Source organism: Phaeovulum molybdatiresistens (assembly GCF_023544865.1).
Lineage (GTDB): Bacteria > Pseudomonadota > Alphaproteobacteria > Rhodobacterales > Rhodobacteraceae > Pontitalea.
This window is the reverse complement of record NZ_JAMJFX010000003.1, coordinates 178,961-195,175: the sequence shown is the minus strand read 5'-3', so window position 1 is coordinate 195,175 and position 16,215 is coordinate 178,961. Positions and strand designations below refer to the sequence as shown.

The following is a 16,215-nucleotide window of genomic DNA, read 5'->3' as shown; positions in this document are numbered from 1 at the left end:
ACAACCGTGCCGCGGCCCGAGATCGAGAACACGTCTTCGATCGGCATCAGGAACGGCTGGTCAACCGCACGCGCCGGCGTCGGGATGTATTCGTCCACGGCCTTGATCAGTTCGCGGATCGAGTTCTCGCCGATTTCCGGGTCACGGCCTTCCAGCGCCGCCAGCGCCGAGCCCTTGATGATCGGAATGTCGTCGCCGGGGTAGTCGTAGGACGACAGAAGTTCGCGCACTTCCATCTCGACCAGTTCCAGCAGTTCCGGGTCGTCAACCTGGTCGACCTTGTTCATGTAGACGACCATGTAGGGGATGCCCACCTGACGGCCGAGCAGGATGTGCTCGCGCGTCTGCGGCATCGGGCCGTCGGCCGCGTTCACAACCAGGATCGCGCCGTCCATCTGCGCAGCACCCGTGATCATGTTCTTCACATAGTCCGCGTGGCCAGGGCAGTCGACGTGCGCGTAGTGACGGTTCTCGGATTCATATTCAACGTGCGCCGTCGAAATCGTGATCCCGCGCGCACGCTCTTCCGGCGCACCGTCGATCATGTCGTAGGCCTTGAATTCGCCAAAATACTTCGTGATCGCAGCCGTCAGCGTCGTCTTGCCGTGGTCAACGTGACCAATGGTCCCGATGTTGACGTGCGGTTTCGTCCGTTCAAACTTTGCCTTTGCCATGATGCGGGCGCCTCTGATTTGGGGGGCCGTGTCAAGGCCCGAGTCAACTTCGCGGGTTCCCTATTGGGTCGGCTGCAAAAAATCAAGCCCGCTTTACGCGCAAGGCCCTTGGACAGCCCCCACGGCGCGCTAAGCTGAGGGGTATGGATCACACTGCGCGCCCTGATGCCCCGCTGCCTGCCCGCGTGCCGCTGGCGACCCGCCCGCTGGGGGTGCTGGGGTCGCTGCGGGTCGCGCGGCAAAATCTGCTGCGGCTCATTCCCGAAATCGCCACCCATGCGCCGATGATCTCGGGTTGGACCGGCGCGCGCTGGCACATGGTGATGGACCCCGATGCGCTGCGGCGCATCTTGAAGGACCGGGTCGATGATTACCCCAAATCCGAGGTGACCAAGCTGATCCTGGGCCCTGCCGTGGGCAAGGGGCTGTTCGTGGCCGAAGGCGCCGATTGGCGCTGGCAGCGGCGCGCCGCTGCCCCCGTCTTTGCCCCGCGCCATGTCGAGGCGCTGGCCCCGGTGATGACCGCCGCTGCCGAGGCGGCCAGCGCGCGGCTGTCGGCGGCGGCCGGGCGCGCGGTCGATCTGCATGATGCGATGGTCGCGGCCACCTTCGAGGTGATTTCCGAGGTCACCTTTTCCGGTGATGACGGACTTGACCGCACCGCGATCCATCGTGCCATCGATGCCTATATCGCGCAGTCGGCCAAGCTCTCGCTGCTGGACCTGTTCGGCCTGCCGGGTTGGGTGCCGCGCCCGTCGCGGATCGTGTCGGGGCCAGTGGTGCGCGGGCTAAAACAGCATGCCGATGCCGCGATCGCCGCGCGGATGCGGGCCGGGGCACGCCCGCTGCCCGATCTGCTGGACCTGCTGGCCGCGGCGCAAGACCCCGAAACCGGTCGCCGGATGACCCCGGCGGAACTGCGCGACAATCTGCTGACCTTCATCGTGGCGGGGCATGAAACCACGGCGCTGACGCTGGCCTGGGCATTGTATCTTTGCGCCTTCGACCCATCCGTCCAGGACCGTGCCCGGGCCGAGGCGCAGGCCGCCCTGGGCGCCCGCGCCGCCACGGCGCAGGATCTGCCCGCCCTGCCCCTGAACCGTCGCATCGTCGAGGAATCGCTGCGCCTTTATCCCCCGGCGGGGTTGTTGTCGCGCACCGCGCGCCGACCCGACAGAATTCTGGGCCGCGAGATCCGTGCGGGCGACACCGTCATGCTGCCAATCTATGCGCTGCACCGTCACCACGCCCTGTGGCAGGCGCCCGACCGCTTTGACCCGGACCGTTTCCTGACCCCCGAGGCCATCGATCGCTTCGCCTTCCTGCCCTTCGGCGCGGGGCCGCGGATCTGTATCGGCGCGGGGTTTGCCCTGCAGGAAGCCACGATCATCCTGGCCACGCTGCTGGCGCGTCATCGGTTCACGGCAATCCCGGGCCGTGCTCCGCGCCCCGAGATGATCCTGACCCTGCGCCCGGCGGGCGGGGTGTGGCTGACCGTCACCCCCGCCTGACGGATCAGGTAAAGCGGTTGTCGCGTGGGAAGCCGCGCGGCGCCATCCGGCCCGCGCTGGCGCGCTTGGCCAGCCATTCGCCCAGATCGGGTTCCGTCCGGGTGCGACCGGCCGGGTCTTTCCAGGTCAGGCCATCCGCCAGCGTGAAGGTGATCGCATCCGACAGGCCCCCGTCCTTGAACTTCTGCAGCCGGACGCCCTTGCCGCGCGCCATTTCGGGCAGTTCTTCCAGCGCAAAGACCAGCAGTTTGCGGTTTTCGCCGACGCAGGCGACGTGATCACCCGCGACCAGACGGCAAACCTGCGTGCGCGCGCCGTCACGCAAGTTCAGCACCTGCTTGCCCGCGCGGGTCTGGGCCACCAGTTCCTCGGCCGGCACGATGAACCCGTCGCCGTCGGACGACGCGATCAGGAATTTCTCGCCGGCCTTGGGGATCAGCAGATGGGTCACCTCGGCCTCATTCGGCAGATCGACCATCAGGCGCACGGGTTCGCCCATGCCGCGCCCGCCGGGCAGATTGGCCCCCAGCAGCGTATAGGCCCGCCCGTTCGATCCCATCAGCACGATCCGGTCGGTGGTTTCGGCATGCAGCGTGAACTGCGGGCCATCGCCATCCTTGAACTTGACCTCGGCGTCCAGCGGCTGGTGGCCCTTCATCGCGCGCACCCAGCCCATTTTCGACAGGATCACGGTGATCGGCTCGCGCTCGATCATCGCCTCGATCGGCACATCCTCGACCTCGCCGGCCTCGGCAAAGCCGGTGCGGCGCGCGCCGCCCGGCGCGGCCTTGCCGAATTGCTTCTGGATGTCCTTCAGCTGGGCCGAAATCCGCTTCCACTGTTCCTTGTCCGAGGCCAGAAGCCCGGTCAGATCCTCGCGTTCCGCCAGCAGCTGGTCGCGCTCGGCGCGCAGCTCCATTTCCTCAAGCTTGCGCAGGCTGCGCAGGCGCATGTTCAGGATCGCCTCGGCCTGCACATCGGTCAGGAAGACGCGGTCGCCATCCATCACCGCCCAGTTTTCCGACATCAGGGCGGCTTTGGGTTCATCCTCGGTGCGGATGATCTCAATCACCCGATCCAGGTTGAGGTAGGCGATGATGTAGCCGTTCAGCACCTCAAGCCGGTGCGCAATCTTTTCCAGCCGGTGACCCGCGCGGCGGCACAGCACGTCGCGGCGGTGATCCAGAAAGGCGCGCAGCACCTCTTTCAAGGAACAGACCTTCGGCACCTTGCCGTCAATCAGCACGTTCATGTTCAGGCTGAACCGGATTTCCAGGTCGGAATTGCGGAACAGCATGCCCATCAGCATCTCGGGCTCGACCGTGCGAGATTTGGGTTCCAGCACAATCCGGACGTCATCGGCCGATTCGTCGCGCACATCGGCCAGCGCGGGGACCTTTTTGGTCTGGATCAGTTCGGCCAGCCGTTCGATCAGCTTGGATTTGGCGACCTGATAGGGGATCTCGGTCACGACGATCTGCCAGCTGCCGCGGCCCAGATCCTCTTTTTCCCAGCGCGCGCGCAACCGGAACGCGCCGCGCCCGGTGCGATAGGCCTCAAGGATATTTTCGCGCGGCTCGACCAGGATGCCGCCGGTGGGGAAATCGGGGCCCGGCACCAGATCGACAAGCGCCTCATCGGAAATATCGGGCTGGCGGATCATCGCCTGACAGGCATCCACCAGTTCATGCAGGTTGTGCGGCGGAATGTTCGTGGCCATGCCCACGGCGATGCCGCTGGACCCATTGGCCAGCAGGTTCGGAAAAGCCGCGGGCAGCACCACGGGTTCTTCCAGCGTGCCATCATAGTTCGGGCGGAAATCGACCGCGTTTTCGGCCAGACCTTCCAGCAGCGCGTCGGACGGAAAGGCAAGCCGCGCCTCGGTGTAACGGCTGGCGGCGGGGCCGTCGCCGTCGATATTGCCATAGTTGCCCTGCCCGTCCACCAACGGGTAGCGCATCGCGAAATCCTGCGCCAATCGCGCCATCGCGTCATAGATCGCGGCATCGCCATGGGGGTGATAGTTCCCCATCACATCGCCCGAGATCTTGGCCGATTTGCGGAACCCCCCCGTGGGCGAAAGCTTCAGCTCGCGCATCGCGAACAGGATGCGCCGGTGCACGGGCTTCAGCCCGTCGCGCGCATCGGGCAGCGCGCGGTGCATGATCGTGGACAGCGCATAGGTCAGATACCGTTCGCCGATCGCGCGGCTTAGGGGCTCGGACACGGTGTTCAGGGGATTGGTATCGTCATTCTCGCTCATTCCTTGGCATGTAAAGCCACGGCCCGCCCCGGTCCAGCACGAAACGCGACCTGTCAGGGAACCGGATGCCCGCCAGCGACATTCGTTACACGCAGGGGCAGAAAAATGTGTTAAGCTTTGAACACGCCCCTACGGGAGGCTTTGATGACAAAACTTGTTTTGAACACGCTGATTGTCCTTTTCCTGACGATGTTGATCGCCGGAAGGCCCGATCCGAATGCCCCGGCGCCGCAGGACAGCGCGGCCATGGCCACCGCCCTGCCCTTGATCGCCCCCGCCCCCGAGCCTGCCACACCGCAGACCCCGGACGCCCGCATCATTCCGGCCGCCGCGCCCGCATCCGACCCGGCCCCGCCCACTGCCCCGCAACCCCGCATGCCCGGACCCGCGCTGCGCCCGTCGCCCGAACATCGCGCGACGGATCAGGTGCAGCCCCAAGACACCGGCGCGATCTTCACCGTCACCGCGAACCGGCTGAACGTGCGCGCAGGCCCATCGACGCAGGACGGCGTTCTTGGCCAGATCACCCGGGGCGAGGATGTGCTGGTCCTGTCGGACCCGGCCGCCCCTTGGGTGCGTATCCGGGTGGAAGGCGACGGCATCGAAGGCTGGGTCGCGCGCAGCCTGTTGCGCCCCGCACGCTAAGCGCGCCGCCGGGCGCCTTGCGATTTCCCCCCGCCGCCCCTATCCCCGCCACAGGGTTCCAAGGGCAGGGGATGACATGGCAAAAGCGATCCTGATCACCGGCTGTTCGTCAGGCATCGGCCTTGATGCCGCCCATGGCCTTACCGCCGCAGGCTGGCGCGTTCTGGCCACCTGCCGCAACCCCGCCGACTGCGCCCGCCTGCAGGCCGAGGGGCTGGAAAGCTTTCCCCTGGATGTTTCCGACCCCGCCTCGATCGCGGCGGGCTTTGCCGAGGCGATGGCCCGTACCGGCGGCACGCTGGACGCGCTTTACAACAACGCCGCCTTCGCCTGCCCAGGCGCGGTCGAAGACATCCCCCCCGGCGCCCTGCGCGAAATCTTTGAAACCAACCTATTTGGTCTGCATGACCTGACCCGCCGCGCGATCACGGTGATGCGCGCGCAGGGCCACGGGCGGATCATCCAATGTTCCTCGGTGCTTGGCCTTGTCGGCATCAAGTGGCGCGGCGCCTATGTCGCAACGAAATTCGCGCTGGAAGGGCTGACCGACGTGCTGCGTCTGGAACTGGCCGACACGCCGATCAAGGTGGTGCTGATCGAACCTGGCCCCGTGACATCGAAGATCCGGGTCAATTCGATCCCGCATTTCGAACGCTGGATCGACTGGCGCAACTCAGCCCGCCGGGCGCAATACGAAACCAGCCTGCTGAAGCGGCTATATGAAAAGCGGGGACCGGATCGCTGGGAACTGCCGCCGTCCGCCGTTACCGCCAAGATCCTGCGCGCGCTGAAAAGCCCCAATCCCCGCCCACGCTATTACGTCACCACGCCCACTTATCTGATGGGCATCGCCCGGCGCATTCTGCCGGGCCGCGCGCTGGATTGGCTGGCCGCCAAGGGCTGAGCATTTTCCATTCGCTTTTCCAGACCGCCCCGCTATGTCTAGCGGGCGAACCGAGGGGGCATGATGCGCAACGATCCGCTATTTTACATCGTCGCGGCGGCAACGCTGGCGGTTCTGGTCATTCTAATGATCGGCATCGGCGGCTTTGCCAGGGGCGGCGATTTCAACCGCAAACACGCGAACCGCATCATGCGGCTGCGCGTCATCGCGCAGGCCGTCGCCATCGCGCTGATCGTCCTGTTCGTCTGGCTGCGTCAAGGAGGCTGATACATGGTTGTTCTGAACCGGATCTATACCAAAACCGGCGATGCGGGGGAAACCGCGCTGGCCAACGGGTCGCGGGTCGCCAAACATTCGATGCGCGTCACCGCCTACGGCACGGTCGACGAAACCAACGCGACGCTGGGGCTTGCGCGCCTGCATGCCACGGGCGATTTGGACGCCGCTCTTGGCCGCATCCAGAACGACCTGTTCGACCTGGGGGCCGATCTTGCCCGCCCCGACATGGAACGCGACCATGAGGCCGGCTATCCCGTCCTGCGCATCGCAGAAACGCAGGTTGCCCGGCTCGAAAACGAAATCGACGCCATGATCGCGCGGCTCGATCCGTTGCGCAGCTTTATCTTGCCCGGGGGCTCGGCGCTGGCGGCGCATCTGCACCTGTGCCGCACGGTCGCCCGGCGTGCCGAACGCGAGGCGGTCGAATTGGCCACGATGGAATCGGTTAACGATGCGGCGGTGAAATACCTCAACCGCCTGTCCGACTGGTTCTTCGTCGCCGCGCGCATCGCCAATGATGAAGGCCGCGCCGATGTGCTCTGGCTGCCCGGCGCGAACCGCTGACGCCGCAGCGCGGCACCGTTATCGCAAACGGCTGCCGCAACGTAACGTCGCAAGGTGTGGCAGGGTCGATTTTGGACTGTCCTTGATCCAACCAACCCGCTAACAACCCTGCGAGAGCTGGTCATCCCGCCCCAGGCAAGGGGCGGAATCTGGAACAAAGGGAGACACTCGCCAATGAAGGTCTTGGTACCGGTCAAACGCGTGATTGACTACAACGTGAAGGTTCGTGTGAAGGCGGACGGTAGCGGGGTTGATCTTGCCAATGTGAAAATGTCGATGAACCCGTTCGACGAGATCGCGGTGGAAGAGGCGATCCGTCTGAAGGAAAAGGGCGCCGCGTCGGAAATCGTGGTGGTTTCGGTGGGCGTGAAGCAGGCGGCGGAAACGCTGCGCACCGCGCTGGCGATGGGCGCGGACCGGGCGATCCTGGTTGAGGCAGCGTCCGATGTGCATCAGGATATTGAACCTCTGGCGGTGGCCAAGATCCTGGCGAAGGTGGTTGAGGCGGAACAGCCCGGCCTGGTGATCGCGGGCAAGCAGGCGATCGACAATGACATGAACGCGACGGGCCAGATGCTGGCGGCGCTGCTGGGCTGGGGCCAGGCGACCTTTGCCTCGGAACTGGCGATTGAGGGCGATGTGGCTCGCGTCACGCGCGAGGTGGATGGCGGTCTGCAGACCATTTCGGTCAAGCTGCCGGCGATCGTCACGGCGGACCTGAGGCTGAATGAGCCGCGCTATGCCAGCCTGCCCAACATCATGAAAGCAAAGAAAAAACCGCTCGAGGAAAAGACCGCCGCCGATTACGGCGTCGACGTTTCGCCGCGCCTCACGGTCGTGAAAACCACCGAGCCGGCGGGCCGGTCGGCGGGGATCAAGGTGGCCTCGGTCGAGGAGCTGGTGGGCAAACTGAAAGACGCGGGGGTGATCTGATGTCGGTTCTTCTGATTGCAGAGGTGAATGGCGGCGACCTGGCGCTGGACGCGACGGCCAAGGCGCTGTCGGCGGCGAAGAAGCTGGGTCCGGTGACGGTTCTGGTCGCGGGGTCGGGCGTCGATGCGGCGGCATCCGCAGCCGCGGGTCTGGACGGCGTGGCCAAGGTGCTGAAGGCCGATGATGCGGCCTATGCCCATGCCCTGGCCGAGCCGCTGGCCGATCTGGTCCTGGCGCTGGCCGAGGGTGTCACGCATATCTTCGCGCCTTCGACCGCGGTGGCGAAAAACGCCCTGCCGCGGATCGCGGCGCTTCTCGATGTGATGATTTTGTCGGATGTGACCGGGGTCGTCGATGCCGACACCTTCGAACGCCCGATCTATGCCGGCAACGCGATCCAGACGGTGAAATCGGCAGACAAGGTCAAGGTGCTGACGGTGCGGACCGCGTCCTTTGAGGCCGCGGGTGCGGGTGGCGCGGCCGCGGTTGAGGCAGCCACGGCTGCGGGCGACAAGGGCCTGAGCGCTTGGGTCGAGGACAAGGTCGCGGCATCGGACCGCCCCGAACTGACCAGCGCGAAGATCGTGGTGTCGGGTGGTCGTGGGGTCGGGTCCGAGGCGGATTTTGCCCTTATCGGCGCGCTGGCCGACAAGCTGGGCGCGGCGGTGGGCGCATCCCGTGCAGCCGTCGACTCGGGCTTTGCCCCGAACGACTGGCAGGTGGGCCAGACCGGCAAGGTCGTGGCGCCGGACCTGTATATCGCGGTGGGCATTTCCGGCGCGATTCAGCACCTGGCCGGGATGAAGGACAGCAAAATTATCGTTGCGATCAACAAGGACGAAGAAGCCCCGATCTTCCAGGTCGCCGACTATGGCCTGGTCGCGGATCTTTTTGTCGCCCTGCCGGAACTCACCGCGAAGGTGTGAGTTATCAGGCCGGGGTCTACCCCCGCCGACGCAACAGATCGGAAAGCCCCGCCAACCGGCGGGGCTTTTTCCTAGGCTGCCGGGATCATTGCACGCACCGCCGGTTCCAGCGCTGCCGCGATTTCCGTATGCACCAGCGGCCCAGGCATTTCCGCTGCGGCGGCAGCCTCCAACGGCCCGAAATGCATGCCATCAGTGCCCGCGGCGCGGGCGCTGTCCGAGGGTTGAACGAAGACGAGGTCATCCGCATTTTGTCGGACCTGTTCAACCATCTGTGGGGTCAGAAGCGACTGTGCTGCCCCCTCGTCCCCATCCGACGCGCGGGTGTAGTCACCGATCCACAACAGGATCTTCCGCCCCTCAACCCGGTTCAGAAGCATACCCATCCTGGCGACCCAAGCGGTGCGAAGTTCTTCTACCAGCATCTCGTAACGATCCGGTGCGCGCAGGCGCAAGGCGTTGAGCATGTGGCGCGTAAAGTTGAACTCGGTAAAGTCGATTTCCGGAAAAACGCTGCGCATGAGGCTTGATGCACGCAAGAACCGGTCATTGCGACGCGGATGCACGGCGTAGAACCGATTGGACATGTTGTGCGCGTCCATCAGTTGAATGATCGACAGGCACGCCTTGCGCGACACATCGGTCACCTGCGGTTCATGCGCGAAGACGTCTACCCCCGCGTTCAGATAACCGAAGTTCACAACGGGCAGGCCGATCCGCGCTTCTAACAGCGCGGGCCATGGATCTTGCACGAATTTGCCATAGGTTTCGGCCCCCCCCATCGCGGCACAGAAGACGCCATCCAGCCTGCGGCGGGGCCCCCGGAACAGAAGCTTTGATTTGCCGTAACGGCATGGAAGGTAGTCCAGGGTTCCGCACCCCGCATTTTCGAAAGCCATTGATCCCACCTCATGGTCGACTCACCCGCAATGACCTTGCACGCGGACCCTTTCCAAAGCGCTAAAGGGAAAATTCAATCGAAATCAGTGCACCGCTTGCCGGGGCGTGGTGTGCCGCCTATGCTCCGCAACGACGAAAGCAGGAGATGAATCCATGACGATCCAGTCGGTTGGCATTGTTGGCGCGGGGCAGATGGGCAACGGGATCGCGCATGTGTTCGCGCTGGCGGGCTATGACGTTGTGCTTAACGACATCAGCCAGGACAACCTGGACAAGGCGGTCGCCTTGATCGGACGCAATCTGGAACGTCAGGTGGCCCGCGGCAAGATCCCCGCCGAGGACAAGGCCGCCGCGATGGCGCGCATTCGCACCACGACCCAACTGCCCGATCTGGGCCCCTGCGACCTGATCATTGAGGCGGCGACCGAACGCGAAACGGTGAAACAGGCGATCTTCGAGGATCTTCTGCCGCATCTGAAACCTACGACGATCCTGACCTCGAACACCTCATCGATCTCGATCACGCGCCTGGCCAGCCGCACCGATCGCCCGGAAAAGTTCATGGGCTTCCACTTCATGAACCCGGTTCCGGTGATGCAACTGGTGGAACTGATTCGCGGCATCGCCACGGATGAGGAGACCTATCGCACGCTTCTGGAGGTGGTCGAAAAGATCGGCAAGACCGCCGCCTCGGCCGAGGATTTCCCGGCCTTCATCGTGAACCGCATCCTGATGCCGATGATCAATGAGGCGGTCTATACGCTTTATGAAGGCGTGGGCAACGTCCGGTCCATCGACGAATCGATGAAGCTGGGCGCGAACCATCCGATGGGGCCGCTGGAGCTGGCTGATTTCATCGGTCTGGATACCTGCCTTGCAATCATGAACGTTCTGCACGACGGGCTGGCCGATACGAAATACCGGCCCTGTCCGCTTTTGACGAAATATGTCGAGGCGGGCTGGCTTGGCCGCAAGACGGGCCGCGGCTTTTACGACTATCGCGTTGAACCGCCGGTGCCGACGCGCTGACAGGGCCCCCCGCCGGCGGTCGACACGCATCGGGTGGGGCGGGTCTGATCAGCCGCTCAGCGACAGGGTGTGGTTGCGCAACCAGTCCAGAAAATCGCGCGGGTTCTGCAGCTTCTGCCGAATCTCATCGGGGGCCATCGGATGCCCGATGACGGGTGCCTGCGGTTTATGCAGCGCGGCCTTGATTTCATGCAACAAAAGCCCTTGCCGCAGTGTTGCCGAAACCTGATTGGCGATCTGATAGATCCGGGTGTTGCGCCCCGTAAAACGCACGGGAAGAACCGTGGCCCCCGACCGCGCGACCATTTTCGCGGTGAACGGGTTCCAGTCCCCCTCGATCGCGGGGCCGAACCAGGTTTCGGAATGGGCGACCCGACCGGCCGGGAACAGCACGATGCTGCCGCCGTCGCGCAGATGGCGCATGCTGGCCTCACGCATCGCAAGGCTGGCCTCGCGGGCGTTCGTTTCATGCGGAAACGGCACGGGGATCAGGAAATCGGCAATCTCGGGAATGCCGGTCAGCAAGGATCGCGTCAGGATCTTGTAGTCCGTCCGGACCCGGCCGATCAGCTCGGCCAGCACCATGCCATCGATCAGGCCATGGGGATGGTTGGCGACGACAACCAGCGGCCCGGTGGCCGGGATGCGCGCCACCTGTTCGGGCGGTGTCAGAACCTTGATGCCCATCACCTCAAGCGCCTGGGGCCAGAACGGCTGACCAAAGGGCGCGCCCCGGCGTTCAAATTTCCGGATCAGGCGCAACAGCGTGATCTTGGCGGTCGCCCATTCAACGGCCCGGATCGTGTTGGCCTTCCACGGATCGGTGAAGGTTCCGGCATAGGACAGGCGCGCTTTGTCATAGGGCTTGGCGGGCGGATGCGCGTTTTCCGGGTGCTGATCGTGATCCACGGGCCGCGCCCCCCCCTTTACTTGGGTCAATAATCCTCACCAAAGCGGTTCGCGACCAGGGCCGCCAGCGCCTCGGCCAGCTTTTCGGCCTCGGCGCCGGTTGTGGTGACGGCAATCGAGGTCCCTTTTGAAGCCGCAAGCATCAGCAACCCCATGATGGAATCGCCCGAAACCCGCATGCCATCCTTCTCGACCTGAGCCTCGGCGTCATGTGCCTCGACCACCTCGACAAAACGGGCCGAGGCGCGCGCATGCAGGCCCTTTTCATTGACAATTTTCAGAACGGACGACGCCATCATTTCCCACCCGTGCCGCAGACGGAATAACTGTTGATATATTTGCGCCCCGCGTCCAGCGCCGCGGCCACGGCGGCATGAACCCCAAGCGACCGCGATTTCGCCAACTTGATCAACAGTGGCAGGTTGGCGCCATAGATGATCTCGCGCTCGCGCGATTCGCAGGCCAGCAGGCTGAGGTTTGAGGGCGAGCCGCCGAACATGTCCGTTACCACCACCACGCCATCGCCTACATCCACCGCGTCAGCCGCGGCGCGGATTTCATCCTGCTTGGCGGCGCGGTCGTGATCATCCTCGATCGTGATGGCGCGGATGCCGGTCTGCGGCCCAACCACATGTTCAACCGCCGCGAGATATTCGCGCGCCAGCCCCCCATGTGCCACGATCACGATCCCGATCACGCAGTGCTTCCCGTGTTTACAGCGGTCGGGGTCATCCCCCGACGCTCCAGTTCCCGATGCCGTTTAGACACCTGCCACCCCGCCTCTGCAAGCGCTTTGGCCATGTTTTCCGTCACGGCAACGGATCTGTGTTGCCCGCCGGTGCAGCCAAAGCCGACAGACAGATGGCTTTTGCCCTCTTCGACATGCGCGGGCAACACGAACAACAGCAGATCGCGAACCATGCTGAAAAAGGTGTCATGGCGCGGATCGGCGGCCACATAAGCGGCCACGGCGTCATCCCGCCCGTCCAGCGCGCGCAGACCATCGACCCAATGCGGATTGGCCAGAAAGCGGCAGTCAAACATCATGTCCAAGCCCCGCGGCACCCCGCGCTTGTAGGAAAAGCTGTGCAGCGACACCGCAAGCCGCGCGACCCGACCCGGATCGAACCACCGCGCCAGGTCCGCGCGTAGGTCATGCGGGGTCATGCCCGAGGTATCGATCAGAACGTCGGCGCGTGCGCGAATCGGGATCAGCAGGTCAATTTCCTGCAGGATCCCGTCCAGTGGCGCCTGCGCGGGCGCCAGCGGATGGCGGCGGCGCGTTTCGCTATAGCGCCGCACCAGCGTTTCGGCCGAGGCGTCCAGATACAGCACCGACAGGTGAAGCGCCGGATTGCGTGTCAATGTGTCGATCAGCTCGATCAGGCGGGTGGCCGAAAAATCGCGATTGCGCACATCAATGCCCAGCGCAAGGGGCTGAACGACCGGACCGTCCAGCACCCGTGGCACCAGGCTGAGCGGCAGGTTGTCGATCGCCTCATAGCCCAGATCTTCCAGTGCGGCGATCGCCGTGGACCGTCCCGCGCCCGAAGGCCCGGTGACCAGCACCACGCTTTGCCCGGCCTGCGCGTCAGGACTTTGCAGTTCCTTCGTCATGCAACCCTCCCACCCCGAAGATATTGCATGATCGCGGCAGGGAAATGGTCCTGACGCAAAAACCGCACCAAGGGAACGCTCTGGCCAAGATACTGCGCCTCGCGCAGGGGGGGAAGGCGCTCGGTTTCCTCGTGATCCAGATCAACGGCCAGCGCGATGCGCGCCCCGGGCAGCGCGCTGGCAGACAAAAGGCCGATACCGCGCGCCTCGATCAGGCCGCGGATCTGTGGCGGCGCGCTGGCCCACAGCCCGCCGTCACGCAGGCGCAGATCAACACGGTCGTCGGCCACCAGATGCGCGCCACTGGCCATCAGTCTCAGCGCCAGCGCCGATTTCCCCGCCCCTGAACGCCCCAGGATCAGAACGCCCCGATCCCGGCGCAGCGCCACCGCGCTTGCATGCAGGTTGATGCCGCCGCCCTCCCCGCTCACAGCGGCAGGCCGACCACGAAACGCGCCCCCAGCGGTTCCGATGTGATGTCGGCATCGGTCGGGCGGATGTTCTCGGCCCAGATCACCCCGCCATGCGCCTCGACGATCTGTTTCGAAATCGCAAGCCCCAGGCCGGAATGATCGCCGAACTGCCCTGCGGGCCGCTCGGAATAGAAGCGTTTGAAGATCTTTGTCAGCGCCTCTTCGGGGATGCCGGGCCCGGTATCCTCAACCACGACAAGAACGCGGTTTTCGCGCCGGCGCGCCCAGACGCGCACCGCATCCCCCTCGTCGCAGAAAGAGATCGCGTTGGTGATCAGGTTGACAAAGACCTGGGCCAGCCGCGCCTCCAGCCCGGTGATGCGGATCGGGTCGGGGGGCAGGTCGGTGATGAATTCGACCCCCTTTTCGCGCGCCTGTTTGCCCAGATATTCGGTCAGGTTGGACATCATCCGCACCAGATCGAAGGGCTCTTCCTCTTCGCGCACCAGTTCCGAATCCAGACGTGAGGCGTTGGAAATGTCGCTGACCAGCCGGTCAAGCCGGCGCACATCGTGATCGATCACCTCAAGCAGGCGGGTCCGCTGATCCTCGCGCCGAACCATGTGCAGCGAGGCCACGGCTGAGCGCAACGAGGCAAGCGGGTTCTTGATTTCATGCGCGACGTCGGCTGCGAATTGTTCGTTGGCGTCGATCCGTTCGTAAAGCGCCGCCACCATGCCGCGCATCGCACCCGACAGGCGCCCGATTTCATCCGGCCGCGCGGTCAGGTCGGGGATGCGCACACGTGACGGCGCCATCTTGCGGGCGTTGCGTTCCTGCCCGATCTCGGCCGCGGCGGCCAGATCGCTGAGCGGATTGGCGATTGTCGAGGCCAGCACAAGGCTTAGCCCGATCGACACGATCACCGCGATGACGAACATCTGAAGAACTTGTTCCCGTTCCACCCGGACGAGTTCATCAATCTCGCCCGCGACCGAGGCCAGGCCTACCACCCCCACGACCGTATCGCCCTGCCGGATCGGGGTGGCCACCGCAAAGATCGCGGCCCCGCCCGCATCGCGACGCGAGGCGATCTGCGTCTGCCCCTCAAGCGCCGCAGGCGCCAGGGCGCGCACCATGTCCTGCACGCTGACCGATGCGTCATCGCCCCCCCGCCGCGCCACGAAGCCGGCAATCCCTTCCCAGACCTTGTTGAGAAAATCGGTGATCAGCGTCGATCGGTGATCGACCCCCAGCCCTGCCACAGCCTCGCGCGCCGCGCGCGTGGCCGGGTCGGTCATGCCGACAAGCACAAGCGAGGTGTCGAACACAAAAAGATCCGCGCCATCGGCAAGCTCGATCCCGGCCATCGTGCGCGCGACATCCACGCCATCGCCCGCCGCCAGGTTGACCGGCGCGCCGACGGGCAGTTGCGCTTCGAACACATCGGCGACCAGCTGCGCTTCGTTGACCAGCCCGCGTTCACGCTGAAGGACAAGCGAATCCCGAAACGGGTTCAGGTAAAGCACCCCCCCGACCAGCACGATCATCGCCAGCAGGTTGAAGGTGATGATCTTGCGGGCCAGCGGCGAACGGTTGAGAGAAATCAGCCCCCGCCGCCCCCGGCCGGTCAATGTCACGTCGGGTGAAACCCAGTCCTCACCCAGAACGACATCCGGTTTTGTCCGTGCCGACCGCGTCTTGCCCAATCCGATGCGCCCCGCAAGAGTCATTCTTCGTTGTAACGATAGCCGATGCCATACAGCGTTTCGATGGCCGAGAATTCCTCATCGGCCGTGCGCATCTTCTTGCGCAGCCGCTTGATATGGCTGTCGATGGTGCGGTCGTCGACATAGACCTGGTCATCATAGGCCACATCCATCAGCTGATCGCGGCTTTTGACGAAGCCCGGTCGTTGCGCCAGCGCCTGCAACAGCAGGAATTCGGTCACCGTCAGGGTGACCTCCTTGCCCTTCCAGGTCACCGAATGACGCAGCGGGTCCATCGTCAGCGAGCCGCGGACGATGACCTTGTTTTCCTCGGACGTGGCGACCTCACCGGTGGAAATCGCCTCCTTGCGGCGCAGCAGCGCGCGGATACGTTCCACCAGAAGCCGTTGAGAGAACGGCTTTTTCACATAATCATCCGCGCCCATGCGCAGGCCCAGAACCTCGTCGATCTCATCATCCTTCGAGGTCAGGAAGATCACCGGCATCGTCGTCTTCTGGCGCAGGCGCTGCAGCAGGTCCATCCCGTCCATACGCGGCATCTTGATGTCCAGCACCGCCATGTCCGGCAGCCGCTTGTTGAAGGCGTCCAGGGCTGCCTGACCATCGTTATAGGTCTCGACCTCGAAACCCTCGGCCTCTAGCGTCATGGAAACGGACGTCAGAATGTTGCGATCATCATCGACAAGCGCAATCCGTGACATATGTTCTTCCCTTCAACTGCCCAGTTTATAATTCTTTCGTGATCAATAGTCGGCTTTCCGAGTCGCGGAATCAACACCGTTATACGAATCGGCCCGCGCATCACTTTCATCACAGACGAAAAATCCGAAGGTTTGACTAATTTGCCTCACCTTTTCGGGGTGGTGGCGCTAAACCGGCATTGATTGCGCTAACTGCGGCAAAGCTGCCTGTTCCTTC

18 protein-coding genes are annotated in these 16,215 nt (G+C 64.3%); 8 read left to right on the top strand and 10 right to left on the bottom strand.

Features of this window, described 5'->3' with window-relative positions:
* On the bottom strand, positions 1-674 hold a 674-nt coding region (locus tag MXB90_RS04380), incomplete at its 3' end, for a GTP-binding protein (protein ID WP_250041517.1).
* Positions 675-817: 143 nt separating this feature from the next.
* On the opposite strand from MXB90_RS04380, the gene MXB90_RS04375 reads away from it, so the two are divergent.
* Complete coding sequence (locus tag MXB90_RS04375; RefSeq protein ID WP_250041516.1) at positions 818-2,185, top strand: cytochrome P450; 1,368 nt, start codon at positions 818-820, stop codon at positions 2,183-2,185.
* A gap of 4 nt (positions 2,186-2,189) precedes the next feature.
* Here the strand turns inward: MXB90_RS04375 and parC are convergent, their stop codons facing one another.
* On the bottom strand, positions 2,190-4,448 hold the full coding sequence (gene parC, locus MXB90_RS04370; RefSeq protein ID WP_250041515.1) for a DNA topoisomerase IV subunit A: 2,259 nt from the start codon (positions 4,446-4,448) through the stop codon (positions 2,190-2,192).
* A gap of 144 nt (positions 4,449-4,592) precedes the next feature.
* Here parC and MXB90_RS04365 point away from each other — a divergent pair, with 144 nt between their 5' ends.
* From MXB90_RS04365 to MXB90_RS04340, 6 genes are all read left to right on the top strand, one after another.
* On the top strand, positions 4,593-5,093 hold the full coding sequence (locus MXB90_RS04365) for an SH3 domain-containing protein (RefSeq protein ID WP_250041514.1): 501 nt from the start codon (positions 4,593-4,595) through the stop codon (positions 5,091-5,093).
* 76 nt (positions 5,094-5,169) lie between these two features.
* On the top strand, positions 5,170-5,997 hold the full coding sequence (locus MXB90_RS04360; RefSeq protein WP_250041513.1) for an SDR family NAD(P)-dependent oxidoreductase: 828 nt from the start codon (positions 5,170-5,172) through the stop codon (positions 5,995-5,997).
* Between the two features lie 63 nt (positions 5,998-6,060).
* A complete protein-coding gene (locus MXB90_RS04355) occupies positions 6,061-6,264 on the top strand; it encodes a twin transmembrane helix small protein (RefSeq protein ID WP_250041512.1) in 204 nt (67 codons plus the stop codon).
* A 3-nt stretch (positions 6,265-6,267) separates the two neighbouring features.
* A complete protein-coding gene (locus MXB90_RS04350; RefSeq protein WP_250041510.1) occupies positions 6,268-6,840 on the top strand; it encodes a cob(I)yrinic acid a,c-diamide adenosyltransferase in 573 nt (190 codons plus the stop codon).
* A 174-nt stretch (positions 6,841-7,014) separates the two neighbouring features.
* Positions 7,015-7,773, top strand: coding sequence for an electron transfer flavoprotein subunit beta/FixA family protein (locus MXB90_RS04345; RefSeq protein ID WP_250041507.1), 759 nt, complete (start codon positions 7,015-7,017; stop codon positions 7,771-7,773).
* Positions 7,773-8,699, top strand: a complete 927-nt coding sequence (locus MXB90_RS04340) for an electron transfer flavoprotein subunit alpha/FixB family protein (protein WP_250041505.1) — start codon at positions 7,773-7,775, stop codon at positions 8,697-8,699. Before MXB90_RS04345 ends, MXB90_RS04340 begins: the two co-directional genes overlap by 1 nt.
* A 71-nt stretch (positions 8,700-8,770) precedes the next feature.
* Here the strand turns inward: MXB90_RS04340 and MXB90_RS04335 are convergent, their stop codons facing one another.
* Positions 8,771-9,598, bottom strand: coding sequence for a DUF6473 family protein (locus MXB90_RS04335; protein WP_250041503.1), 828 nt, complete (start codon positions 9,596-9,598; stop codon positions 8,771-8,773).
* A gap of 154 nt (positions 9,599-9,752) precedes the next feature.
* On the opposite strand from MXB90_RS04335, the gene MXB90_RS04330 reads away from it, so the two are divergent.
* Complete coding sequence (locus tag MXB90_RS04330; protein ID WP_250041501.1) at positions 9,753-10,628, top strand: 3-hydroxybutyryl-CoA dehydrogenase; 876 nt, start codon at positions 9,753-9,755, stop codon at positions 10,626-10,628.
* A 48-nt stretch (positions 10,629-10,676) separates the two neighbouring features.
* Here MXB90_RS04330 and MXB90_RS04325 read toward each other — a convergent pair whose 3' ends face one another.
* The 7 genes from MXB90_RS04325 to MXB90_RS04295 are packed head-to-tail and all read right to left on the bottom strand — an operon-like array spanning position 10,677 to position 15,998.
* Positions 10,677-11,537 (bottom strand): lysophospholipid acyltransferase family protein, encoded by an 861-nt coding sequence (locus MXB90_RS04325; protein WP_250041499.1) that lies wholly within the window; start codon positions 11,535-11,537, stop codon positions 10,677-10,679.
* A gap of 26 nt (positions 11,538-11,563) precedes the next feature.
* Positions 11,564-11,833: an HPr family phosphocarrier protein gene (locus MXB90_RS04320; protein ID WP_250041496.1), complete on the bottom strand. Its 270-nt coding sequence runs from the start codon at positions 11,831-11,833 to the stop codon at positions 11,564-11,566.
* Complete coding sequence (locus tag MXB90_RS04315) at positions 11,833-12,234, bottom strand: PTS sugar transporter subunit IIA (RefSeq protein ID WP_250041494.1); 402 nt, start codon at positions 12,232-12,234, stop codon at positions 11,833-11,835. The genes MXB90_RS04320 and MXB90_RS04315 overlap by 1 nt, the downstream gene beginning before the upstream one ends.
* Positions 12,231-13,154, bottom strand: coding sequence for an RNase adapter RapZ (rapZ, locus tag MXB90_RS04310; RefSeq protein ID WP_250041485.1), 924 nt, complete (start codon positions 13,152-13,154; stop codon positions 12,231-12,233). The genes MXB90_RS04315 and rapZ overlap by 4 nt, the downstream gene beginning before the upstream one ends.
* Complete coding sequence (locus MXB90_RS04305) at positions 13,151-13,585, bottom strand: HPr kinase/phosphorylase (protein ID WP_250041483.1); 435 nt, start codon at positions 13,583-13,585, stop codon at positions 13,151-13,153. The genes rapZ and MXB90_RS04305 overlap by 4 nt, the downstream gene beginning before the upstream one ends.
* The gene (locus tag MXB90_RS04300; protein ID WP_250041481.1) at positions 13,582-15,300 is read right to left on the bottom strand and encodes a sensor histidine kinase; all 1,719 of its coding nucleotides are present in this window, start codon (positions 15,298-15,300) and stop codon (positions 13,582-13,584) included. Before MXB90_RS04300 ends, MXB90_RS04305 begins: the two co-directional genes overlap by 4 nt.
* Positions 15,297-15,998 carry a response regulator transcription factor gene (locus MXB90_RS04295; RefSeq protein ID WP_250041479.1) on the bottom strand — a complete coding sequence of 234 codons (702 nt, stop codon included), beginning with the start codon at positions 15,996-15,998 and terminating at the stop codon, positions 15,297-15,299. The genes MXB90_RS04300 and MXB90_RS04295 overlap by 4 nt, the downstream gene beginning before the upstream one ends.
* Positions 15,999-16,215 lie beyond the last annotated feature (217 nt).

Coding starts and splice junctions, on each gene's coding strand:
- MXB90_RS04300 (WP_250041481.1), bottom strand. CDS start 15,300: ATGACTCTTGCGGGGCGCATCGGATTGGGCAAGACGCGGTCGGCACGG.
- MXB90_RS04360 (WP_250041513.1), top strand. CDS start 5,170: ATGGCAAAAGCGATCCTGATCACCGGCTGTTCGTCAGGCATCGGCCTT.
- parC (WP_250041515.1), bottom strand. CDS start 4,448: ATGAGCGAGAATGACGATACCAATCCCCTGAACACCGTGTCCGAGCCC.
- rapZ (WP_250041485.1), bottom strand. CDS start 13,154: ATGACGAAGGAACTGCAAAGTCCTGACGCGCAGGCCGGGCAAAGCGTG.
- MXB90_RS04320 (WP_250041496.1), bottom strand. CDS start 11,833: ATGGCGTCGTCCGTTCTGAAAATTGTCAATGAAAAGGGCCTGCATGCG.
- MXB90_RS04295 (WP_250041479.1), bottom strand. CDS start 15,998: ATGTCACGGATTGCGCTTGTCGATGATGATCGCAACATTCTGACGTCC.
- MXB90_RS04335 (WP_250041503.1), bottom strand. CDS start 9,598: ATGGCTTTCGAAAATGCGGGGTGCGGAACCCTGGACTACCTTCCATGC.
- MXB90_RS04350 (WP_250041510.1), top strand. CDS start 6,268: ATGGTTGTTCTGAACCGGATCTATACCAAAACCGGCGATGCGGGGGAA.
- MXB90_RS04355 (WP_250041512.1), top strand. CDS start 6,061: ATGCGCAACGATCCGCTATTTTACATCGTCGCGGCGGCAACGCTGGCG.
- MXB90_RS04330 (WP_250041501.1), top strand. CDS start 9,753: ATGACGATCCAGTCGGTTGGCATTGTTGGCGCGGGGCAGATGGGCAAC.
- MXB90_RS04345 (WP_250041507.1), top strand. CDS start 7,015: ATGAAGGTCTTGGTACCGGTCAAACGCGTGATTGACTACAACGTGAAG.
- MXB90_RS04340 (WP_250041505.1), top strand. CDS start 7,773: ATGTCGGTTCTTCTGATTGCAGAGGTGAATGGCGGCGACCTGGCGCTG.
- MXB90_RS04375 (WP_250041516.1), top strand. CDS start 818: ATGGATCACACTGCGCGCCCTGATGCCCCGCTGCCTGCCCGCGTGCCG.
- MXB90_RS04365 (WP_250041514.1), top strand. CDS start 4,593: ATGACAAAACTTGTTTTGAACACGCTGATTGTCCTTTTCCTGACGATG.